The 23,344-nt window shown below is 39.7% G+C and carries 17 protein-coding genes and 1 pseudogene; all 18 read right to left on the bottom strand.

All coding sequences use genetic code 11. From position 1 onward, the window contains the following. Nucleotides 1–83: 83 nt before the first annotated feature. Nucleotides 84–194 (bottom strand): annotated as a pseudogene (locus IGJ42_RS03700) (transposase); the annotation flags it as partial. A 289-nt stretch (nt 195–483) separates the two neighbouring features. After that, a complete protein-coding gene (locus IGJ42_RS03695) occupies nt 484–4,551 on the bottom strand; it encodes a MucBP domain-containing protein (protein WP_430615955.1) in 4,068 nt (1,355 codons plus the stop codon). Nucleotides 4,552–6,344: 1,793 nt separating this feature from the next. After that, nucleotides 6,345–6,686, bottom strand: a complete 342-nt coding sequence (locus IGJ42_RS03690) for an ABC-2 transporter permease (RefSeq protein ID WP_086332064.1) — start codon at nt 6,684–6,686, stop codon at nt 6,345–6,347. Beyond that, nucleotides 6,683–7,549 carry an ABC transporter ATP-binding protein gene (locus IGJ42_RS03685; RefSeq protein ID WP_422705381.1) on the bottom strand — a complete coding sequence of 289 codons (867 nt, stop codon included), beginning with the start codon at nt 7,547–7,549 and terminating at the stop codon, nt 6,683–6,685. Before IGJ42_RS03685 ends, IGJ42_RS03690 begins: the two co-directional genes overlap by 4 nt. A gap of 2 nt (nt 7,550–7,551) precedes the next feature. Further along, nucleotides 7,552–7,929: a GntR family transcriptional regulator gene (locus IGJ42_RS03680; RefSeq protein ID WP_086332062.1), complete on the bottom strand. Its 378-nt coding sequence runs from the start codon at nt 7,927–7,929 to the stop codon at nt 7,552–7,554. Nucleotides 7,930–9,878: 1,949 nt separating this feature from the next. Next, a complete protein-coding gene (locus tag IGJ42_RS03675) occupies nt 9,879–10,229 on the bottom strand; it encodes a DUF7006 family protein (RefSeq protein ID WP_086332061.1) in 351 nt (116 codons plus the stop codon). A gap of 505 nt (nt 10,230–10,734) precedes the next feature. Next, nucleotides 10,735–12,903: a BspA family leucine-rich repeat surface protein gene (locus tag IGJ42_RS03670; RefSeq protein ID WP_429946531.1), complete on the bottom strand. Its 2,169-nt coding sequence runs from the start codon at nt 12,901–12,903 to the stop codon at nt 10,735–10,737. Nucleotides 12,904–12,911: 8 nt separating this feature from the next. Further along, entirely contained in the window at nt 12,912–13,946 is a 1,035-nt protein-coding gene (locus tag IGJ42_RS03665; RefSeq protein WP_086332059.1) for a DUF916 and DUF3324 domain-containing protein, read from the bottom strand. Nucleotides 13,947–14,037: 91 nt separating this feature from the next. Beyond that, nucleotides 14,038–14,865, bottom strand: a complete 828-nt coding sequence (locus tag IGJ42_RS03660; RefSeq protein ID WP_086332058.1) for a WxL domain-containing protein — start codon at nt 14,863–14,865, stop codon at nt 14,038–14,040. A gap of 3 nt (nt 14,866–14,868) precedes the next feature. Next, nucleotides 14,869–15,195 carry an LPXTG cell wall anchor domain-containing protein gene (locus IGJ42_RS03655; RefSeq protein ID WP_139843203.1) on the bottom strand — a complete coding sequence of 109 codons (327 nt, stop codon included), beginning with the start codon at nt 15,193–15,195 and terminating at the stop codon, nt 14,869–14,871. A gap of 91 nt (nt 15,196–15,286) precedes the next feature. After that, the gene (locus IGJ42_RS03650) at nt 15,287–16,606 is read right to left on the bottom strand and encodes a sensor histidine kinase (RefSeq protein ID WP_086332057.1); all 1,320 of its coding nucleotides are present in this window, start codon (nt 16,604–16,606) and stop codon (nt 15,287–15,289) included. Next, a complete protein-coding gene (locus IGJ42_RS03645) occupies nt 16,600–17,286 on the bottom strand; it encodes a response regulator transcription factor (protein ID WP_430615951.1) in 687 nt (228 codons plus the stop codon). Before IGJ42_RS03645 ends, IGJ42_RS03650 begins: the two co-directional genes overlap by 7 nt. A gap of 73 nt (nt 17,287–17,359) precedes the next feature. Beyond that, nucleotides 17,360–17,518 (bottom strand): hypothetical protein, encoded by a 159-nt coding sequence (locus tag IGJ42_RS03640; RefSeq protein WP_016621946.1) that lies wholly within the window; start codon nt 17,516–17,518, stop codon nt 17,360–17,362. Between the two features lie 41 nt (nt 17,519–17,559). After that, a complete protein-coding gene (locus IGJ42_RS03635) occupies nt 17,560–18,873 on the bottom strand; it encodes a PASTA domain-containing protein (RefSeq protein ID WP_422705384.1) in 1,314 nt (437 codons plus the stop codon). After that, entirely contained in the window at nt 18,866–19,540 is a 675-nt protein-coding gene (locus IGJ42_RS03630; protein ID WP_008379303.1) for an ABC transporter ATP-binding protein, read from the bottom strand. Before IGJ42_RS03630 ends, IGJ42_RS03635 begins: the two co-directional genes overlap by 8 nt. 12 nt (nt 19,541–19,552) lie before the next feature. Beyond that, nucleotides 19,553–21,001 carry an ABC transporter permease gene (locus IGJ42_RS03625; RefSeq protein ID WP_422705973.1) on the bottom strand — a complete coding sequence of 483 codons (1,449 nt, stop codon included), beginning with the start codon at nt 20,999–21,001 and terminating at the stop codon, nt 19,553–19,555. 419 nt (nt 21,002–21,420) lie between these two features. Beyond that, entirely contained in the window at nt 21,421–21,768 is a 348-nt protein-coding gene (locus IGJ42_RS03620; RefSeq protein ID WP_429947056.1) for a DUF7006 family protein, read from the bottom strand. Between the two features lie 91 nt (nt 21,769–21,859). Next, the gene (locus IGJ42_RS03615; protein WP_429947057.1) at nt 21,860–23,335 is read right to left on the bottom strand and encodes a helix-turn-helix domain-containing protein; all 1,476 of its coding nucleotides are present in this window, start codon (nt 23,333–23,335) and stop codon (nt 21,860–21,862) included. Between the last annotated feature and the right edge of the window lie 9 nt (nt 23,336–23,344).

Below are 23,344 nucleotides of genomic sequence, written 5' to 3'. Positions count from 1 at the left end.
GTTCTTCGACATTTAGTGTTGGTAGAGAAAGATACAACTGAAAATTTAGTCATAATCAGTTAGGCAGAGTGCTTAACTGGTTTTTATTTTACTTGGAAGATCAAGCCTTGAATGAGATAAATTCTTGCTCGAAAGTTGTGGGAATTTCGATAACCGTAGGCTACTCGTTTTATCACTTTTATCTTATTGTTTATTCTTCTCTCACAAAATGGCAAGTTATGATTCTCTAACTATTTCCCCACAGTATTTCTGTAAATTCCGATTTTCAAATGTGGTTTTGAGCATGCGGTTATAAATATGAGGTCAGAAACTTTTAAGTTTTTGACCCCATCCATTGTTTGTCCTAATACTCATAAATCTAAATTTAATTGAACAATGATTTAGTTACGAGTTTATGAACACAAAAATAAAGTAATACCTATCAATTATGGTATCTAAAAAGAGTGTCCAGAAATTCGTCATTTTCTGAACACTCTTTCTTTTTTAATGATTAGCTTTTTTACGTATTTTACCTACTACAAATGCAAGAGTAACTAATAAGGCTCCAGCAGCTGTCATAATTCCTTGTCCATAGGTCTGTTCTCCTGTTTTTGGCAAATGATTATTTGAATTGTCATTGTTCTTCGAATTATGCGATTTAGTGCTATACACGTACACTACTTCTTGCACTGCGTCGCTGAAAGTGCCGGAAGCATTATTCGGTGTTTCTGCGACATACCATCCTGGAATCTCTTTAGGATCACTATCATAAGGCAACCCCACTTTTCCACTTAGGATCGTTGGTTCTGCTAGTTGATTCCCTTCGGAATCTTTGTGTTTTACGGTAACAGGTGCTGCATCGCTACGTTCATACACATACACCACTTCTTGGGCTTCTTTTGTAAAGGTACCAGATGCATTATTCGGTGTTTCTGCGACATACCATCCTGGAATCTCTTTAGGATCACTATCATAAGGCAACCCCACTTTTCCACTTAGGATCGTTGGTTCTGCTAGTTGATTCCCTTCGGAATCTTTGTGTTTTACGGTAACAGGTGCTGCATCGCTACGTTCATACACATACACCACTTCTTGGGCTTCTTTTGTAAAGGTACCAGATGCATTATTCGGTGTTTCTGCGACATACCATCCTGGAATCTCTTTAGGATCACTATCATAAGGCAACCCCACTTTTCCACTTAGGATCGTTGGTTCTGCTAGTTGATTCCCTTCGGAATCTTTGTGTTTTACGGTAACAGGTGCTGCATCGCTACGTTCATACACATACACCACTTCTTGAGCTTCTTTTGTAAAGGTACCAGATGCATTATTCGGTGTTTCTGCGACATACCATCCTGGAATCTCTTTAGGATCACTATCATAAGGCAACCCCACTTTTCCACTTAGGATCGTTGGTTCTGCTAGTTGATTCCCTTCGGAATCTTTGTGTTTTACGGTAACAGGTGCTGCATCGCTACGTTCATACACATACACCACTTCTTGGGCTTCTTTTGTAAAGGTACCAGATGCATTATTCGGTGTTTCTGCGACATACCATCCTGGAATCTCTTTAGGATCACTATCATAAGGCAACCCCACTTTTCCACTTAGGATCGTTGGTTCTGCTAGTTGATTCCCTTCGGAATCTTTGTGTTTTACGGTAACAGGTGCTGCATCGCTACGTTCATACACATACACCACTTCTTGGGCTTCTTTTGTAAAGGTACCAGATGCATTATTCGGTGTTTCTGCGACATACCATCCTGGAATCTCTTTAGGATCACTATCATAAGGCAACCCCACTTTTCCACTTAGGATCGTTGGTTCTGCTAGTTGATTCCCTTCGGAATCTTTGTGTTTTACGGTAACAGGTGCTGCATCGCTACGTTCATACACATACACCACTTCTTGGGCTTCTTTTGTAAAGGTACCAGATGCATTATTCGGTGTTTCTGCGACATACCATCCTGGAATCTCTTTAGGATCACTATCATAAGGCAACCCCACTTTTCCACTTAGGATCGTTGGTTCTGCTAGTTGATTCCCTTCGGAATCTTTGTGTTTTACGGTAACAGGTGCTGCATCGCTACGTTCATACACATACACCACTTCTTGAGCTTCTTTTGTAAAGGTACCAGATGCATTATTCGGTGTTTCTGCGACATACCATCCTGGAATCTCTTTAGGATCACTATCATAAGGCAACCCCACTTTTCCACTTAGGATCGTTGGTTCTGCTAGTTGATTCCCTTCGGAATCTTTGTGTTTTACGGTAACAGGTGCTGCATCGCTACGTTCATACACATACACCACTTCTTGGGCTTCTTTTGTAAAGGTACCAGATGCATTATTCGGTGTTTCTGCGACATACCATCCTGGAATCTCTTTAGGATCACTATCATAAGGCAACCCCACTTTTCCACTTAGGATCGTTGGTTCTGCTAGTTGATTCCCTTCGGAATCTTTGTGTTTTACGGTAACAGGTGCCGCATCACTGCGTTCATACAGGTAAATCACTTCTTGAGCTTCTCCGCTAAATGTACCTGTCGCATTATTTGGTGTTTCTCTTACGTACCATCCAGAGATTTCTTTTGGTTCTGTAATAAAGGCTGCCCCAATATCTCCGTTCAGAACCACAGCTTCTGCTAATGGTTTCTCTGTCTCAAAATCAAGATAATGAACAGTAACGGGTTCAGGGCTTCGACGTTCCCAAACATAGGTTCCAGGTTTACTCCCATCATATTGGTCCATGAATTCCTCAGAACTAGCAAATCTAACAGTTAGCTCTTCTGAATCCAGTATCCATCCACCGGTATAAATACTAGATGACGTAACTGTAAATAAATTAGCACTTGCAGAAAACACCGACTTTTCTCCCAAAGTAATAGAAGACAAATTACGCGTTCCTCTAAACATGTCTCGCATATTCGTTACATTGGACGTGTCCCATGAACTAAGATCTAATGAAGATAACGAAGTCGAACTAAACATACTCCACATATTGGTAACATTTGAAACATCCCACGTGCTGACATCTAATTGGTTGAGTCTTATCGCAAGATTAAACATGTAGTTTGTGTCAGTTACTTTAGATGTATCCCATAAGCTTACATCTAACGAACGCAAGTTCTCGGTATTATAAAACATCCAGCCCATATTGGTGACATTTGACGTATCCCACAAACTGACATCCAATGCAGTCAAACTACGAGCTCCTGAGAACAGATTTCCCATATCAGTGACACTAGAGGTATTCCATGAGCTGACATCTAAGGCAGTCAAACTACGAGTCCCCATAAACATGGATCGCATGCTTGTAACACTTGAGGTATCCCAGGAGCTGACATCTAAAGTCGTTAAACTACTCGAATTAGCAAACATAGAGCGCATATCTGTGACACTTGACGTATCCCAAGAGCTGACATCTAAGGCGGTGATACCAGTGCCCATATTCGAAAACATGGCAGCCATGTTGGTGACTCTTGACGTATCCCATGAACTGACATCTACATTAGAAAGATTTTCAGCACGGAGAAACATATTACTCATATTTGTTACTTTTGACGTATCCCATGAACTGACATCAAGAAATGATAATTCACGGGCATTATGGAACATGTTGCTCATGTTCGTTACTTTTGACGTATCCCATGAACTAACATCAACAGAGGATAAGGCTGTTGTACCATTGAACATGTTGCTCATGTTCATTACGTTTGACGTATCCCATGAACTAACATCAACAGAGGATAAGATTGGTGTATTATTGAACATGCTACTCATGTTAGTCACATTGGATGTATCCCATGAACTGACATTAAGAGATGATAACTCACGTGCACTAGTGAACATACTACTCATGTTCGTCACGTTGGATGTGTCCCACGTACTAAGGTCTACTGTTTTCAAACTCTCTGCACGGTGAAACATATTACTCATATTCGTTACATTTGACACATCAAAATTGGCAGCTGAATCGATCTCAGCCAATCGATTCGTGTTTCTGAATAACCCTGAACTATCACTAGGTAGTACTACGATTCCTTTAACAACAATCTTCTCTACCTGAGTATACTGTGAACTCCAAGGTGCTTGTAACGATCTTCCGGCAACTCCTGCTTCTAAAGTGATTGTTTTTGTGGCTTCATCCCAACTCCAAGGAACTTCCCCCCAAGTGTCTGAGTCAGTTTTCTCCATTAGTTTCTCTTCATTTTCCTCATTTTTTTGTTCGATGGTATCCGATGAATCCAAAAAATCAGGATCATTTTCCTCAGAGTTGGTGGCTTCGTGGCTATTTTCAGGCTTTTTCTCATCTGAATCAGAAAGAACAGGTGAAGAGTCTTCGCTTGCATTTTCATCCTTACTGTTTTCTGAATTAATAGGATCATTCTCATTACTTAGCTCATTTTTAGGGGGTGATTCGTCTCTTTCCATATCCTCACTTTCTTGGTCTCCTTCTCCTAGTCGTTCCTTTTCCTGCAGTGGTTTTTCCATTCCTTCTGCCACTGCTATAAGAGGATGACCTAACGTCATCATTCCAACTACTAGTATAATACCTAATTTTTTCAACATAATAAAACTCCTCTTCTTCTACTCAGATTCACAATTTCTATGAATGTAGATATCACTTCTTTAGTATTTAATTTCCAAATAAAGCTTAGGTTCAAGCACTACTATTCTCATCTATAATTGCTCAACAAATCACATTAAGTCAGTTGGATTGCTGGAGATACCGCCAGGCCAACTAACTTCTTATAATAGTCCCTACTGACCTTTTATGTTTGTTCAAGCAAAAATCCTTCATTAGGAATTGCATAAAAGCGCGTCCAAAAAAAAATCGAGATTCACTAAAGATGAAATTTTCAAGAAATTACGAGTAATTGTTATACAGATGGTGGCCGATCGCCGGATAACTAATCGTCAGTTATTGATAATAGCGTTTTTCTTTAGGGTATTTTAAAGCATCTTATTCAATAAATGAAAATTATCCTTACCGTTGTGATTAATTTACAATTCAATCTCGATAGTAAAAAATTATTGTGTTTAAGTAGTTCCCTTAGAAACTAAATGTTAACTTACATTTAAAGTGTTTGGTTATATTTATTGGTAATATTAACAATTATTCCTCTTATTAGCTTACAATGGAATCGTGTAAATAAGTAATCAAATTTTTCGTCTCTCTAAGAAATATTTGAAAGAAAGCGATTGCAAATCGATGTCTACTAAGGAATTAAAAAATCTAAAAATTCCCTTTAATGAGAACTTTGCATATTTTCTACTGACGCTTTAGTTGGAAATATAATAGAAAAAAATGATAGACTAACTGAGGCAATGTTCTCTATAGTTTATGGATCTGAAGAATCACAAATAAATTTACAGTTCATTTCCCTTTAAGACTTACAATATATAGTTCTCTAGCACGGTTATATTATGATTTAATCAGTAAGCGAATAACGCCCAGTCACCAATTAGATCTCTTACAAGATTTTTTGGATTAAGTAGAAGACTCAGTTTTTTCAGCTCCTACTCAGGTCTGTAGAAACTGTTTTCTTCATTCTTGATCGATGGGAAGATTGTCGTTGTTTCCCCACCTAAAAAAATGTTTTGCGAATGGAAATATACTATCATATACCATTATTAAAATAAAATAGGAATATTATATAGCTCATAATCACTCATAGCTTATCTATTGTCTATATTAGGAACTAATTACTATTAAATCACTCAAAAAAGTCAATGATATTTTTTTAAAAAAATTCTATTACTAGAGCATACTCCGTTGTCCTCTGAAAAAGAAACTTTCTGACCACACAAAAAAATAGTCTTCATAACCATAAATCTAAAATTTTAAATGAACAATGATTTTTTTCCGAGTTTATGATCACAAAAATAGAGTAGTACATATCAATTGTAGTATCTAAAAAGAGTGGTAGAAGTTGATTTGTATCATTTCGTAAAAACAAAGATTCATATTTTGAATTATAAAAATAGGCAAAATTTCATTTATTATTTATGGTGATTTCTTATTTAACTGAAATCTAACTTTCTAAATGCCTTGACGCTAATGAAGTAGCTAATTATAAAGAAAACTAATCCCACACCTAACATAGCATTTGGCATTTGATCCCATGTCAAGTTAATAAAATGAATGTAGGAATCTGCCATCATATATACGCCCGTTATAATAACGGTTATCCAAAATGGTGGTTTTCCTACATTTTTGAATACTGTATAAGATAAACTATAGTAAAGGGCTGTCTGAAACAAGGTAAATCCCAATACAATTTTTACGACAGTTAAAAATGGCACTTGAGCAAATAACCAGTTTAATCCATCTAGATCAAGGCTGAAATTGATATTATATTCTACTCAACGAAGAAATTCGTTGTCATGTAAAAAATGTAACTCACTCCAATGGCCATGAGGTTAACAATGATAAAACTTATATATCTGATATCCACATTTTGCTTTCTCGAAATAGGAAAGCTCAACTGTAATTTCGTGTTTTTTCTTTCTGCCACTTCCATACCGTTAAAGTTAATAAAGCTTGGTACTAACCATAAAAGAATGCCTGTTGCAATGGTTGTCCATCCAAGTGAAACGGCAATGGCTACGCACCCTAGGACAATTAAGTACATCCATGTAGTTTCTATTGGCAGATTATAAAATCGGTATTGTAATAGACCAATTGTTTTACTTTTTCTCATTGTGACTCTCCTCTAATAATAATCAGCATTATTTCTTCAATGGTTGCCTTATCCATGATCAAATCTTTATACTTTTTTTCTACGACGCTTTTGTTATGGACTAACACGTCAATTTGAAAATCTCGCTTTTTATAAGCCACGACATCATATTTATCTATGTCGGAAAATTTTGATACTGGGCAACGTAGTATCCCATATTCGTAAGTTAGTACGTCTTTTGCTTTTGACAGAATAATTTCACCGTCATGAATGAAAGTAATGGTATTCGCAATTTTTTCTAAATCACTAGTAATATGTGATGAAAACAAGACCGATTTGTGACCGTCACTCACAAAATCTAAAATAATGTCCAGAACTTCGTCTCGAACAATTGGATCAAGGCCACCTGTAACCTCATCCAAAATAAGTAATTTGGGGTGGTGGGATAGTGCTACAGCTAACGCCAATTTCATTGTCATACCTCGTGAAAATGTGACGATTTTCGCCTTATAAGATAACTTGAAGTTTTTAAGATATTCTTGATATAAGTTGTCATCCCAATCGGTGTATACATCTCTCATAACACTGGCAATTTTTTTTGGTGTCATGCGTGGCCAAAAACTTTCTACATCGAAGACTACGCCGATACTGTCTCTTAAGTATGAATTCTCATCGGTAGCATCTTGACCAAACAGTTTGATATTACCTGAGCTTTTAATGAGTGTCCCTAAAATACAGCCGAGTGTAGTGGTTTTTCCTGCACCATTCTCGCCAATGAACCCCATAATTTCGCATGTTACCAAGGAAAAGTTTACGTTTTTAAGTGCGAATTCTGATTTTGAATAGGACTTCTTTAGTCCATTAATTTCTATTAGTTTTGTCATTCTTATTCGTCTCCTAGATAAAAAATATCGATCAAACTTTTCAATCTTTCAATGCCTATGCCATTTTGACGGGCAATATCAGTTACTTCTAGTAGTAAGCTTTCAAGTTTCCGCTGTTGTTCTTCCTTTATCACGTCTTTGTTTTGGACAGCAACAAAACTGCCTCGTCCAACAGCACTCTCGATAAATCCGTCACGTTGTAAATCTTCATATGCGCGTGGAACGGTAATAACACTCACATGTAGTGACTTGGCAAAAGCACGCATTGATGGCATTGAATCGCCTGTTTTTAATTTTCCTGTCATAATGTGTTCTTTGATTTGTGCTGTGATTTGTTCGTAAATTGGTTTGTCTCCAGATGTTGAGATAATAATTTCCATATGGTTTACTCCCTACCTTGCCCGTCGACGAGGCATCCTTTTGTGCTTGTTCAACAAGTACAATTTCGTTCTATTGTATATTTCAAGAATGAGATATGAATCTTATAGAGAAGTTAGTTATTCACGTTCAAACAAAAACCAGCCAATATTTATAGGCTGGTGCGGTGGCAAAAGGATACTTTTTTATTATTGCGTTTCCCTCTTTACATGATTCTATGTCTAAAAACCTTAAAACCTCCTTTTTAATTGATCTATTTGAAATGTGTTAAAGAATTCATAAACTCCTTTGGTAAGAATCACATGAACCTATGCTAGTTATTCAACGAATTTTGATTTCTTCCTCTATCTCAATAGATATTCTTAAATTCATAAATCTGTTCATATCTCTTCTTCTCTTTCCTCTAAAATTAGGACGTTATTACACGCTACCAATCAATCACCTTTTAAACTTATTTGATTTCTTTTTCTTCAGGTATATTCGATAGCCATCCCACCTTCGCACTTCGTGTGGGATTCTTCGATTAGTCATGATCTCTTTGCCTTATTTAAAGGCAAAGATTGTCCTTGATCAATGTGCCATTGTGCCATTTGGAACCACTGATTCAGGCAAGTCGAATCTAGCATCCAATGTCCATAGTGACTCAAGTGGATATTTAATGCTGTCCAATTCTTACAGCACTATCCAATTAAGAACAAAACAGTTCCTCTACTATAGAGCTTTGATGGGGAGCTGTATGTGTTCACGATAAAATGTAGACTAGGGCGTGCGGATAAAAACATGAGTCAGAAACTTTTAAGTTTTTGACCACAGTTGCTTATAGTATTTTACACAACGAAATTTGATCCACTCCTTTATTATTAATTTGAATCACTAATTGCTTTTTCTGAATAAAAAGGTAGAGTGTTAAAGCAGTCTACCTATCAATTAAGAATGTGATATACTGATAAGGAAACTTGTTGTCCTTCAGGTGTAGTATTGTTCGGTCGTGGTGACCCCAACAACTTTACAATTTCTTTTTGAAACGTTGGTTGTAAGGAGGTCTGCCAATGAATTACAGTGGAATGGGAAAGGTTACGTTCTAAATAGAATGTTGCAAAATATTCTAGTAATCCTAACGATCATTAACTTGATCTTAGAAATTGCGAACAAAATAAAAAGCTTAAAGGACTGATCCTTTAAGCTAACCTCATTACTACTACCGTAACAGTTCTGTAAAAGGTACTACCAATACCTTTTACCTACACCTGAAGTATAACAAGTTTTTTTGTGTACGTCAAAGCTAACTTCTTCCGAGACTGGACTCAAAAACTATCATGTTGACCACATCCAACATTTGTCCTAATACTCATAAATCTAAATATTAATTGAACAATGATTTAGTTATGAGTTTATGAACACAAAAATAAAGCAATACATATCAATTATGGTATTTAAAAAGAGTGTCCAGAAATTAGTGGCTTTCTGAACACGATATTTTTAATGAAAGCAAAAAAATCACTTCATTATTTCTAAGCGATTTTTTTGGGGAATCATATATTTACAGTTTGTGCCATTTAAAATTTAAAAAATTTGCTAATTAAAAAGAAAAGTGACAAGTAGCCTTAGAAGAGTGAAAAATATACTTTAAAACTAAAGGAACAGTCACGAGCATAACATCTATTGTCCACTTTTTTTTATATCTAACTGATCTTAACTAACTTAGCTGTTGATGGAGCTTGCAATGAACAATAAAAAAGAACAAAAGCTTTTTTGAGCTGCTGATATTTCAAAAAATTCTTATAAAATTCATATCTCGTTTTTTATGAATATATCCTTATAAAGAAATATATATCCTAAAAAGAAGGGAATTCTACATGTTGGCTCCTAAAAAAGAGTGCTCAAAATTATTATTTTTGAACACTCTACTACAGTTTCTGTTTAAATTTTTTACTAGGAATTCACACACCGCTTATATAACATTGAAAATTATCGAAAAATTTGGCGCCATACTAAGATCATATCCGCAAAGTTCTTTGAAATAGGAGCAGTAATCATTCTCAACGATTCGGATAATCTCTTTATCTGAAAATTCTTCACAGACAATCAACTCCGCAACTATCCCAAATTTGGCATCAATCCCTAAAAATTCTGACCAAACGTGCCAGAATTTTTCCGGAGTAATTTGTGCGATCAATGTCTCTAATCGTTGTACTAGAGTTTGCAAATAGATCTTCAGGTCTTTATCGTCTCTTTTTTCCGCTTCATCAAAAGCGATCTGAAATCCCTTTAAGTATGTTTCTGTTGTTAGAAATTCTACCATTATTCTTTCCTTCTCGTAATATTTATTTTGAAACGACTTCCATCGTTTCAGTCACCCCTTAGGGCTATTCCTCATTAAATAACTTTTAAACCTTGGCTTTCTTTTGTTAGGCGCTCCAATCTATCAACGGACTCAATTGGTATTTCGCCCATATTCAATTGCGTGCCTTCGGAAAACATTTCATAAGAACATACTCGGTTTCAAAGGCATAATCCAATAGGCATAGCCAATAATTTGTTACGATCAAAGTAGTTTGTTTATCATTCGAATGTTTTCATGTTAATGCTAGAAGAGAAATAATCAGTATGTTGTAGTGAGTTCCAAAAAGTTTCAAGTCCTACAGCCGAGAGCCGATTGGACGACCAAAGATTCCCCTTTTAAAGAAACAGAACGTGTATGATCACCTAGTAATAATATCTCTGCAAAGGCCAACCATCTCCTAGTAGAGATAAAAAAGAAAAAATGATGAAATAGTGCTTGTATTTTTTCCCTTATTCATCTTTGACTAATTGCCCGGTACGGCACTCAATTCCCACGTGAGTGTTGTTTGATAGGAAGTCGCTCTTGGGTTTGCCGTTGGTGGAACTTCCAGTACAATACTTTCTCCAGCATTTTCTCTGTCACCAAAGCGATAGACCCAAGTGCCAAGACCTTGATCATTATGTGCGGTTAAAAGCGTCATCTTTTCTTCTGGAACTAAAGGAACGCCATCTTGATGATTCACTTCGGGTTCCCCCATTTGTTGGACAGAGGCCACTTGTTGGTTCGTTAATAACAAGCGTGCACCCTTAAGCTCATGTTCTTGAAGGTTCGTAAACTGATTATTTTGTGTAACTGCTAATTGCCAACCATTACGTTCATTTTCATGCCGGCGATCACTGATCTGCACATAGTTTGGTCGTTCTTCGGCGTTATTGTTAGTCCCGTCAGCACTCAATAAACGTTGAGGTTGTGCATAATACCTCTTCATTTGAGTAGAAATAGTTTGTTGTCCAAACGTAAATTGAGAAGCAAAATCAATACTTAAAGAGCCTTGATCGTTTGGAATTTGTGGGGGATTTTCTGGATCAACCTCATTTTCTGGCGCTAATGGATCCACAGGTGAAACAGGATCTTTCAAATACCGAAAAATTAGTAATTGTTCTTGTTCTGTAAATCGACCTGAAAGATTAGTCGGAACTTCTTGAATAGTATAACCTTCAATCGCTTTTTCTTCGATTTGAAAAGGTGCACGTACCCCACCAGTTATCACCAGAGGAGCAGCTACTTCATGATTTTGAGTATCTCTGTATTGAACAGTTACCGTTCCTACTGATTGCCACTTATAAGTTCCGGGATTAGTACCATCATACTCCCGCCAAAAATCAGTTGGCGAAGATGTAATGTACGGGTCCGGAGTTATCTCTGATTGATTCAAATAATAGACCCAATTTCCAGTGTGGTTACCCAAAGAAGGGGGGGCAGGCATAGTTGGCAGAGGCATTAAGTGATCAAAACGAGATCTTATTCCCAGATGAATGGTAGAAAGGTTTGTCGCACCAAAAAACAAGATTGTCGCGCGGTCCACATTTGATGTATCCCAGGTTGAGAGATCTAACTCGGTCAGACTACTAGCATTTTGGAACATAGAATCCATGAGAGCAACATTACTCGTATTCCAATTCGAGACATCTAACTTGGTCAAGCTACTAGCCTCTCGGAACATCGTACTCATAGTAATAACATTACTCGTATCCCAGTTCGAGAGATCTAACTCGGTTAAACTACTAGCTAGTTCGAACATCCCGTTCATATGAATAACATTACTTGTATCCCAGTTTGAAACATCTAACTCCGTCAGATTACTAGCATTACTGAACATCCAAGCCATATAAGTAACATTACTCGTATCCCAATTTGAGACATCTAACTGTATCAAATTACTAGCCCAACTGAATGCCCAAGCCATATTAGCAACATTACTCGTATCCCAGTTTGAGACATCTAACTCCGTCAGTCTAATAGCTTGATGGAACATTGAATGCATATCAGTAACACTAGATGTATCCCAGTTTGAAACATCTAACTCCGTCAGTCTAGTAGTTAGCATGAACATCCCAGTCATTTTAGCAACATTTGATGTATCAAAATTACCCGCCTGATCAATGATCTCGAGATTTGATAATTCTGAAAATAAATACGACGAATCTGACGGTAATACCACTCGTCCTTCGACCACAATCTTTGAAACATCAGTATGAGTTTTCCAAGGGGCTGAATCCACTGATCCTGCTGTTCCACCACTCAACGTAATTGTTCGAGTGGCTTCTTCCCATAACCATTCAACGATTCCCCAAGATCCTGTCGCATTCCTTATATCGGTAGTTGGATTCAGTTCGCCTTCCTTATTCGTATTAGTTTCGTCGAGAACTGTTTTCTTGTCTGTCATTTGCTCTTTTTCCGATTCATTTGTTTCCGGTACCTCCGCGTTTTTCGACGGTTCTAAACTCTCAATTTCCTGTAGGTCTTCCCACTCAGGTGTTTTTTGCTCTGATTCATCCGTTGATTGTGTTGCAGTTTCTTCTATATTTTTGTCCGTAGGTAGTTTTTCGATTGCGACAACTGGTTGTAGAGTGACATTGAACAGAAAGACTGACAGACTTATTACGATTGTCATTTTTTTAACACTATTCATCCTTTTTCTCACTCCCTTTCGTCTAAACGTTTTCTACGTAAGAGAAATCGATAGGTTCCTAACATGATCCAGACAACTGCTAAAAATAGAGCACTGATCATCCACCAATTCGGACGATTGTCGATCATGACATCCTCACGGTTTAACTTACGGGCATCGTCGGCATCGATGGTAAACATTCGTGTCCACGACCATTCATTTTCTCCTGACTTAGCTCTTAGTTCCAGTACATAGTTCCCACTGCGGAAACGATCCCCTTCTAAAGAAATCGGAAAGTTGAAGTTCGAATTCGGTGCCATCTGCATCATTTCTTTGCTTGCCTCATAGAGAACGTCACTCTCTCCTGCACGTTTGACTGTGGCCTCCACTTCTAAGCGATTCACAAAAGCCGGTGTGAAGTTTTGCAAGGTCGCACTAATCACATTCCGATAGTTCAACTGATCCGCAAATACATCCAACAATTCTAATACCGGCTGTACAGAATCACCGGTATTACTGACGACGACGCCGACCACATGGGCAAACTCATTCTTGATAGCCACCCCTTCCTCTTCTGGGGCTTCACTTTCTTCCTCATTTTTTACTTCGACGATCCGTAAACCGCCAGCTAAATACCCTTCAAAGGCTTCTTCAGGCATTTCTAGAAGAATCTCTACGACCTTCGTCTCATTTTCTGCTAATGCAATGACCCCTGAAGAGGTCATTAACTCATCCAGAGAATGGACCAGCGTCGGGTCTGCTTCAGGCGCATCTTTGCCATACTCAACGGTTCCTAAAACATTGGTATAAGCGGTATGTGGAGTGATTTGGATCTTGATCGGGTCTACACTAGAATTACCGACTTCCAGCCGCAACGTCTCTTTTTGCCCCGGAGCGAGGCGCAATTCATAATACCCTTTGCTTTCATCCACTTGACTCTCTGGAAAATGCGGGGTGACATACGTATTCAAGGTCGTTTCTTCAGCCTCGACTGAAAACGGAAAGAATACGAAGAATACTGCTAGGAACCAAAAAAAGGTACACAACGATTGTTTGTATCTCATGCATCATAATCCTTTCTAAAAAAGCAGCGCTACAGAGACCTGTAACGCTGCCAGTACCTAAAGTACAACAGTAACGGAATCGAATTCGTTATTAAAAGACGATGCCAGGAAGTTCGTTGTCAGGCGTTTGTTCCAATTTCCATGTTAAAGTAGAGCGATACGTTACTGCATCTTTCGCCGTCGTTCCTGGAACGAATAATTGTATGGCGGCGTTTTCTACGACGGCTGCGCCCGCTTCAACCTGTTTGTCTAGGGCTACTTGATTCCCCCAAGTAGCGGTCGAAGTCCCACCTCCTTTTTTAGCAGCGGCAGTCATAATCGGTACAGCATCATTATTTGGAATCAGTTCTAACCCATTGGCGTGAATGGTCGGTTCCTGTTCCGCATCATTGACACTGTATCGAAGTTGAGGATCGAATAACTTGATTTGTGCCCCTTTTAACACATTGTTTTTCGTGTCTTTTGCTTCAAATTCAGACAAGCTCACGCTTAGTTTCCATCCCTCATTGGTTCCGCGCGTATCTTGGACTTGTACAAAACTTACATAAGGCACCTTGTTTGTGTCACCAGTCGTTCCTGCTTTTTGTTGTCTCTCAGCGACCATGTTGTAATGCTTATCCGAAGACGAGATAATTTGTGAACCAAAGTTCATCGTTGGTACATAAGCAATGGTTAAGGGACCGTTGTTTTCTCCATCCGGACCGACAACTGGCGGGATCTCAACTTCTGGCCCGTCTGGATCCAATTCAACGTTTGGCGCATCATTATTCGGAGTAAACGTGATCTGCCCATTCGTAGTGATTTGTCTTACTTCACCTGTTTTCTCTGTTTCTTCTGCTTCTTCTGCAAAAACGCGGATGCCTCCGGCAAAGATTGTTGTGGATAGTGCAACTACAGTGGTTAAACGGATAAATTTCAAACTTCATTCCCTTCTTTCATTCCAATAATTTTTGTACTGCTTTTTTCTTTTCTCCCCTACAGCCAATGAAACGCCGACCACTAGGAGAATGCCGATCCATCCGACAAATGCCCCTTCGATCATATTTGTTTGGGGTAACGAGCCGCCTGGACTTTGCGGGCTGGTGCTAGGGGGGGGATCAGGCGGGCCGATCGGTTCATAGGCCCCGGTAAATCCAACAGATCCTTCTGACTCAACGGATTGGACCTGTCCCCCATAGACGTACAGTGGAAACTGTAGTGCAAAAAGTACTGCGAAAATACAAAACAAACGGCCAACCGCTTTCTGCATCTTCCCTCCTCCTTTTACTAGTTGTCTCAAAACTCTTGATTTTTGGTCTGAATCAAAATCTTTTCATTCAAGTGAGGACAGTAATAAACGCTCAATGAAATGAAACTTCAAAGTGATTGACGCCGTCTTGATCCACCGTCAAACTGATTTGCGCCTGCAGCGTTTCTGTAATGGCTTTGGCAATGGCTAAACCTAACCCATAACCACCGTCTTGATGGTTGTGAGAAGGATCCCCGCGGTAGAAGCGATCAAAGACATAGGAAATTTTTTCTTCTGGGATCGGACAACCACTGTTAGACACTTGCAGCACCGTTATTCGTTGGTGTTTAACGAGTGCCACTGTGACGTTTTCTCCAGCGGGTGTATATTTCAAGGCATTGTCTACCAAAATCATAGTCAATTGACGCAAGACTTGCTCATTGCTTTCAAGGCACACCTGTTTAGTGATCTGTTCCTGATAGTGGATCCCTTTTTCTAGCGCAATGGCCTCCATGCTTTGATAAACACTTTGAACGACTTGACTGGCATCGATCACCGAACACACGACCTCTTGCTCGGCACTTTCGAATTTGGTCAACATCAATAAGCTATTTACTAGCTCATCCATCCGTTCGGAACCTAACTGAATGTTTTCCAGCCATTTCATTTGGCTTTTCAAGGTTTCTTCTGGACTGCCAGCTAATACCTCAGCATTGACTTGAATGATCGCCAGTGGTGTTTTCAATTCATGGGAAGCGTTAGAAATAAACTCTTTTTGTTTGCGCCAAGCCAGTTCCACCGGTCGCAAGGCTCGTTTGGCGACATAAAAACTAGCGATATAAATACTGACTAAAGCTAAGACACCGATGATCAAAAGCGTGGTTCTTAAGTTGCTTAGACTGGTTGTGTAGTCGGTGACATCGAAAAACAGAACTTCATAAAATGGCTCATAATTATTGATACTAGTAGAATATTCCTCTATATAGTCATTACTGATTGAGTAATAACTACTCGAAGTTACTAAAAAGAGCGTATACCGCCAATACCGACCATTCACCTTTACTTCGTTGGGAACTTCACCTTGTTTCGTTGCTGCATCTGCTAATGCTTCATAAAGGTCGCTCTCATCGGTACTTTGGATCTCGCCTTTCACTTGATTAACGTCGACTAGAGCTATATGTCTGAGCTCATTGGTACTATTCGTGATGGTCAACATCATTGGATACTCAGGTTCTGTCAGTGATTGCCGTACTTCCTCTTCATCCAAAGGTACCGCAGCTAAGGTGTTTGCTTCTTGCGAGATCAATGATTGGATCTCGTTTTCAATTTGGGTGGCATTCAAAATATAGATAAAGGTAAAGGCACCTAAGACAATGATTGAGATCAACGCCATATTGAACCATAGCATTTTATTCCGTAATTTTTTTAACATGGCGGCTCCTTGCTCTGCAAAATATACCCCGCATTGCGGATCGTGCGAATGCCGATATCCGCTTCAAGCAGCGTCAGTTTTTTCCGCAGCAAAGACACATAGATTTCAACGCGGTTTTCTTCCACATCGGGATCAAAGCCCCAAATTTTATTGATGATGGTTTCTTTTGATAAGATCACTTTGGGTCTAGATAAGAACAGTTCCATCAGTTTCATTTCTTTGGGTGACAACACCACTTGATTGCTAGGCGTGGCTAACTGCAGCTCATTACGATCTAAGCCCACGTTGCCAAAGGCTAACTGGTCTTCTTGATAATCCAAATCTTTTCTTCTGCCTAGCGAACGAATCCGTGCCAGCAACTCTTTCATTTGAAAGGGTTTCGTCAAGTAATCATCTGCCCCTGCATCCAAGCCGAGTACTTTGTCATCGACTTCGCTTTTGGCCGTCAACATAATGATCGGCGTGCGAATATTTTGCTTGCGTAACGTCTTTAGCAATGTGATCCCATCGATTTTTGGCAGCATGATATCCAAAACGAGAATGTCATATACACCACTCGCTGCATAATCTAATCCGGTTTCGCCATCATACGCCAAATCAACGGAATAATGTTGTTTCTTCAATAAGCTGGCAACCGCTTCTGCGATCGATGGCTCATCTTCTACGAATAAGATCCGCATCGGTCAGTCCCCCTTTTACACTCATCATTTCTTTTTCAATCACTTTTCAGTAAGCACAATCATTCCTATAGACTCATTCCAATTGTTCTCCAATAAAAGGTTCTGTTGAAACGATGCGCATGTGTACACTTGTTTGATGAATCCACATGTGTAGCAACAATGCTACCATACCGCTTAACAAAAAGACAAACAGCTTTTTCCTAAGGTCTTGAAAATTCTCTTGATGACGCATGGGTTTCCTCCTTTTTGCAGGTCATCGACAAATCCGCTCGACTATTCTGGATCAGTAGCCGCTGGGGCTGTCTGATTGCCTAAGCTGATATCGAAGGTGATCGTATCTTCTAACGGTAAAAACTGATTGAACTTGCTCATCCCCACGATTGTCCCGTAGGGTTCTGCTGAATTGACATAACGGACTTGATAGCTGATGTTCGCCCCTTTTGAACGGAATTCATCAAAGAAGAGTTTTTGCAGATCCCCTTCAAGGATCTCGCTTCGACGGTAATCTTTGATATACGGTTGACCTGCCGAATAGACGACTTCAATGCCTTTGTCATCTTTGCTGGTTAAGACGGTCCCGGCGGTCTCACTTTGCGAGATCAATTGTCCATAGGGCAGACTCTGAGTAAACTGCATCCGCATCCGCACAGTGACACCCTCAACAGCGGCCTGGGCATCATCTGGTAAAATCGTTGAAAAGTCTGGTACGGTGACCCCTTTCCCTAGGGAAATCGTTACTTGAAACGCATCCCGTTTCGCGATTTTTTCTTTTGGTGCCACGCTTTGTTCAATGACTTTGCCTTCTTCCACAGTATCCGAAGCCTGTTCTTTGACTTCAAGCTCCAGCTCATGGGCTTTCCCCCATGTTTCTACCTCTGCACGGGTTTTATCACTAAAGTCTGGTACTTCAATATCTTTTTCAAAGGTTTCTTCGCCTTTGGAATAAAAGACTCGTCCGACATCTCGACGATGATAGTTCTCTCGTGAGACTTCTTTATTGGTAAATTCTACTCGAATCGGTGCTTTTTCCTCGATCTCATCGTGGTATTCATCGACGATCGTCAAATTGCTTGCTTGATTTTTTTCGATCCACTCTGCTGCCTCGTCCCTCGTCATTTCCATAAAGTCTGGCAATGCCAATTTCTCTTCTGGATCAGGTCCTTGGCTCACGGTTAGATGCAGAGTGCTTCTTTTTCTGACTCGACTTCTGGCAGCTTCTGCTTGGGCGATCACTTGATTGGCTGGGGCTTCATCATAGGCTGGTGTGACATCAACCGCAAGATCATGTTCCGCTGCCCATTCTCTGACCTCTGAGATCTCTTTGTCCACAAAGTTATCCAACCGGACATACGCCAATTGGAAAAATAAAAAGCCGCTGAGTATAAAGAGTCCAAGCAAGGCAGCTAACCCTAGCAGTCGTTTTTTTCGCCGCTTCTTTTTGAAGGAGGGATCATGTTCGATCCCCTCTTCTAAAGAAGCTGAACCTTTTTCTTTGCGGGAAGCACGGGAAGAAGGTACTTCGGCTGCTGCTGATTCCTTGTCTGGCTGTTTCGGTTCTTCTTCAAACTTCGATAAAAAATCACTCATAGGCCGTCAACGCACCTTTTTTTAAGTAAAAAGTCTGATCTGACTGCTTGGCGATCTCGGTCGAATGGGTCACTACGATGATGCACTTGTTGTGGATCGCCGCTAGTTCTTTAAAAATATCCACGATTTCTTGTTCCATGCCTTCATCCAAATTCCCGGTAGGTTCATCGGCTAAAATGATATCAACGTTGGTCGCTAAAGCACGAGCGATGGCGACCCGCTGCTGTTCCCCACCGGAAAGCTGATTGACGAAACGATCGGCTTTCGTGGAATTGATGCCGATATAGTCCAGCAAACGATACGCAATTTGATCGTGCTGATCCGGGAGTTTGTTGTCTGAAATCGCCATCGAAACAAGGACGTTTTCTAAAGCCGTCAAATAAGGGATCAAGTTGTAACTTTGAAAAATCAGACTGATTTTGTTGCGGCGATATTCTTCATAACCGATCGTTTTGATATTTTTTTCTTCAAAAAACACTTCCCCATCGGTTGGCTGATCCAATGCACTGATCAAGGAAAGAAAAGTGGTCTTTCCTGAGCCTGATTTTCCTAAGATCGTGTAAAATTTGCCTTTTTCAAAGGAGATATTGGTTTTATCTAAAATTTTCCGGCGATTCTCGCCATCTTGGTAGTAATACGTCATGTCTTTTGTTTCTAAAATTGCCATGTTCATCGCTCCTTACAGCATGATTTTTTTCGGATTCAACCGTAAAATGTACAACAGCGGCACCACTGCCGAAAGCAAGATCGTCACGATCCCAGTCGCTAAAAAGGCGATCACATAAGATAAGGTATATTGAACGCGAAACGCCTCGTTGATCGTCGCTTGGTCGATTTTCGGTGCCCCCACAAAGAATTGTTCCATCCCTGCCTGGTTTGCCTCTAGCATACTGCTGGCTAACAAAGATTCAGAAACCATCTTGCCCAGCATATTCCCTGTAACCAAGGAGATCAGCATTGCACTGACACCAATCAACAGGAGTTCGATCACAATCTGTGCAAACACGTATTTCCGGCGTTCCCCTAACGAAAGGTAGATGCCTAACTCATATTTACGATCACGGGTAAACAACACAATGATCAAGGAGATAATAATCAAGGAAGCAATCACCGCAATCACTACGACATACGAGGAAATTTGTGATAAGCGATTCATACTGGTTCCCACACGGTCATACTCATCCGTAGAAGAATTGACCTTATAGCCATTTGGCAAGAGTGGTGTCACCTCTTGTTTGAATTGTTCTGCATCTTCTGGTTGATTCAAAATAAATTGCGGGGTAAAGAAATCCTCGTCAGATCCGGGGTCTGTCGCTGGAAACGCCGCTTGTCGCCCCGCACGTTCCTCTTCAACAATCGTTTTCACAGCATCATTTGGCATATAGATCCGATTGAAGGGACGATCATCAAAAAAGGACGAACTCGAATTATCATTTTTTTCATTCGCTTTTTCTAAACTGGTGTTTTTAAAGATCCCGACGATTTCAATTGGGTAATCATTGCCTTTTTGTTTCTCTGGATCTCCACCAGATGAATAATCGATAAACTGTCCATCTAATACCATGGTGTCACCAACGGTCAAGCCGTTTTCCTGAGCCACCTCTTCAGAAATCAACCCTACACGTTTTCCGGTACGCTGTTCCTCTTCAGTAAAGAAGCGTCCCTGTGTTAAATTCACCGTATCTTCTTCAAAATCCAACGGTTGTAAGAGATTGGTTCCTGTTAAATAGACCCAAGAATCCATACCTCCAGAAACCATGATATTCTCGTTTTCAACTTCTGGTCTAAAACTATAGGGTTTGAATTTATCAACAGCAATCATTGCTTCTCGCAAATAGTCATACTGTTTGACTTCCGAGCGCTCGCCAATTTGTTTGATCAGCTCCTCCGGCAGCGGCTGAATCTCCTCCATACTTGCGCCGCCCTCACTATTTGCCATCAAGGCTTCATAGTCGATATCGATCGTTGCGAGGGAACCTAATTGGTTTTTGATCTGCTTTTCGACATTTTGAGTCGACTGATTGACCGCAATTGCGCCAGCGATCACATTTCCTAAAATTAGAATAACAGCAAACAATATTGCAGATTTTCCTCGCTTTCTCGTCACACTCAGCCATGCCCGTTTCATATAATTCAATTGCCAACATCCTCTCTTTTTTTCTCTAACAAAAGCATACTGGATGAACCTTTAGCGAACCTGTCATTTGATGATTCTTTTGTCGAATTATACAAAATAATATAATTAGCTGAGTTTCAAAAGATTGATAACATTACACTTCTTTTTAGTATAATTTTAAAAAAAATTCACCTTGTTTATTCCCTATTCTTAAGTTTGATTTTGCATAACATACATTACACTTAACAATGCTATATATTTTATATCCAACTCAGCTACTTAAAGAGTCATGGAACGAACAAAAAAGGGGCAAAAACTTTTAAGTTTCTGACCCTACTAGAAATTATTCTACATGCATAATTGATATTAACTAACTTAACAACCATTTTTCTTTTCGATAAGAAAAGACCTATCAATTAATAGCGAACGCATCATTGAACATTGAAGATCATCGAATGTTTGGTCTCCATACTCAAGTCATACCCGCATAACTCCTTGAAATACGTACGGTAATCTGTTTCAGCCATGCGAATGATCTCTTCACTGGAAAAGTCCTCAAAATGAACTAACTCTGTGACTATGGACAGTTTGGCATCAATCCCTAAGATCTCTGGCCACCGCTGCCAAAAGGTTTCTTGTGTCAGGCCATCCAGTAAGGTATCCAGTCGCTGAACTTGTGCTGTCACATAGACCTCTAGGTCTTTGGTGTCCCTTTTCGTTTCTGTAAATACTTGAATAAATCCTTTAATATAATCCTCTCGTGTAATGAATATAGACATAATCTTTCTTCATGCTCCCCTCTCATTTTTTTCGTTTAGCTTTGATAAGCAGCTATTCTATTTCTTCGCTTTGTTTTCACTCTGACTTAGCCTAGGTCAAGTGATCGGCTATTGGATTCAACCGATGTTTGATTCGTACCCAATCATTGGCATCAGGCAGCGTATTCATCAAGACATAGTTCGCTTGTAAATTATACTCAAACAAATACGGTCGGTAATTCGTCACGATCAGATCTACTTGTTGGGCAGTCAACCGTTGTTGGGTCAATTCCTGTAATGGTAAAAACAAAAGCTCATGGGTTTCTCCTAGCTGTTGTCGTGCTTGCAGTCGAATCGATTGGACCAACAAATAATCCCCCTCTAACAAGAACAACACTTTTTTTTTCGGCTGATAAGCCTGCAATAACATATTCATATACATCGTAAAACTAACCACGATCTCCTCAAGATCAGTCGAAGAAAAAGATAAATCCTTGACATAATTTCCAAGAAAGGCCGTATGCTTGTCATACAAGTTCCGGTGGTTTTTCTTTACGATCGTCGTTACTTCTAATAGCTCTTTATTCAACACAGGGGAAATTGCGTCATTTATTTTTCGCGAGACGAAAAAAGAAGTTATAAAGTTCTTTAGCGTCTCCGTTTCCCATTCGTCAAAAAAAGGATTCGACAAGTACTCTGCGACCAATCGTTCGATCGCCGGCCACCGATTAAAGCGTTGTGAAAAGACGATCTCTTGGTCTCTGCGATGGATCGTTCGCTTGGTGATCACCGAAAGATGGAGCCAGGAAAACTCACTTTTCGGGAGGAAAATACCATATTCCTTTTTAATGATTGCCTGTAAGGAGTATAAGAGCTGAAAGTCTTTTTCCTGATAGTCGATTTCCCTCAACCAATCGGGGATAGTCACCAATCGACCTTGTTCCACCCGCACCATCGTGATATATAAGTGATAATAAAAGGCCGAAACAGTGGTTCCAGTTCCTAATTCATAGGTACCTAGCTTTCCTGCGAGTTCCTGTAAAACCATCGGGTGCAGCCCTTCTGGAGGGCGGATCGTATGTGGGGTCTGTTCTCCTGCGTAATAAAAATCAAAAAAGAATTTTCGAATGTTGGCCTCAGGTCCCTGAAAATCCACCGGATTGAAGGTCATAGTGAGTCCGTAACTCAGCAAGATCGGTTGTGTACGAGAGAAAAAACGGCGCAACGTACTTTCTGCATAACTGTAGCGGTGTGCCCATTCATCGATGGGCAACCGTTCCCCGTAAAATATAGACTCAATGATCTCAAATAATACTTCTTGTTCCAATAACTGTTCTTTTTTCTCGTAGTAGGTTAGTCGATTCCGTTCTTCAAAGTAAAATCCTTTGTGTTGGGAAACCAATGATATACTGTCACCGAAATAGTTTTTGATCGATTGGATGTCTTTGATCATCGTCCGTTGTGAAATCGTCAACCGCTCACTTAACTCGACAATGGTAAATTGTTGTTCACGTTCGAGGATCGTCAAGATCCGCATGGTCCGTCTGATCTCGGCATTTGTGATAAAGGCAATCTGAAGTTCTCGCATGCGTTTCCC

Origin of the sequence: Enterococcus sp. DIV1067f (assembly GCF_050543505.1) — a bacterium.
Lineage (GTDB): Bacteria > Bacillota > Bacilli > Lactobacillales > Enterococcaceae > Enterococcus_D > Enterococcus_D entomosocium.
Note: the sequence above shows the minus strand (reverse complement) of the source record. Positions and strands in the feature narration are given on the sequence as shown.

Excerpts from the sequence above, each read along its gene's own strand:
- IGJ42_RS03695 (WP_430615955.1), bottom strand. The coding sequence starts at position 4,551 with ATGTTGAAAAAATTAGGTATTATACTAGTAGTTGGAATGATGACGTTA.
- IGJ42_RS03690 (WP_086332064.1), bottom strand. The coding sequence starts at position 6,686 with ATGAGAAAAAGTAAAACAATTGGTCTATTACAATACCGATTTTATAAT.
- IGJ42_RS03685 (WP_422705381.1), bottom strand. The coding sequence starts at position 7,549 with ATGACAAAACTAATAGAAATTAATGGACTAAAGAAGTCCTATTCAAAA.
- IGJ42_RS03680 (WP_086332062.1), bottom strand. The coding sequence starts at position 7,929 with ATGGAAATTATTATCTCAACATCTGGAGACAAACCAATTTACGAACAA.
- IGJ42_RS03675 (WP_086332061.1), bottom strand. The coding sequence starts at position 10,229 with ATGGTAGAATTTCTAACAACAGAAACATACTTAAAGGGATTTCAGATC.
- IGJ42_RS03670 (WP_429946531.1), bottom strand. The coding sequence starts at position 12,903 with ATGAATAGTGTTAAAAAAATGACAATCGTAATAAGTCTGTCAGTCTTT.
- IGJ42_RS03665 (WP_086332059.1), bottom strand. The coding sequence starts at position 13,946 with ATGAGATACAAACAATCGTTGTGTACCTTTTTTTGGTTCCTAGCAGTA.
- IGJ42_RS03655 (WP_139843203.1), bottom strand. The coding sequence starts at position 15,195 with ATGCAGAAAGCGGTTGGCCGTTTGTTTTGTATTTTCGCAGTACTTTTT.
- IGJ42_RS03650 (WP_086332057.1), bottom strand. The coding sequence starts at position 16,606 with ATGTTAAAAAAATTACGGAATAAAATGCTATGGTTCAATATGGCGTTG.
- IGJ42_RS03645 (WP_430615951.1), bottom strand. The coding sequence starts at position 17,286 with ATGCGGATCTTATTCGTAGAAGATGAGCCATCGATCGCAGAAGCGGTT.
- IGJ42_RS03640 (WP_016621946.1), bottom strand. The coding sequence starts at position 17,518 with ATGCGTCATCAAGAGAATTTTCAAGACCTTAGGAAAAAGCTGTTTGTC.
- IGJ42_RS03635 (WP_422705384.1), bottom strand. The coding sequence starts at position 18,873 with ATGAGTGATTTTTTATCGAAGTTTGAAGAAGAACCGAAACAGCCAGAC.
- IGJ42_RS03630 (WP_008379303.1), bottom strand. The coding sequence starts at position 19,540 with ATGGCAATTTTAGAAACAAAAGACATGACGTATTACTACCAAGATGGC.
- IGJ42_RS03625 (WP_422705973.1), bottom strand. The coding sequence starts at position 21,001 with ATGAAACGGGCATGGCTGAGTGTGACGAGAAAGCGAGGAAAATCTGCA.
- IGJ42_RS03620 (WP_429947056.1), bottom strand. The coding sequence starts at position 21,768 with ATGTCTATATTCATTACACGAGAGGATTATATTAAAGGATTTATTCAA.
- IGJ42_RS03615 (WP_429947057.1), bottom strand. The coding sequence starts at position 23,335 with ATGCGAGAACTTCAGATTGCCTTTATCACAAATGCCGAGATCAGACGG.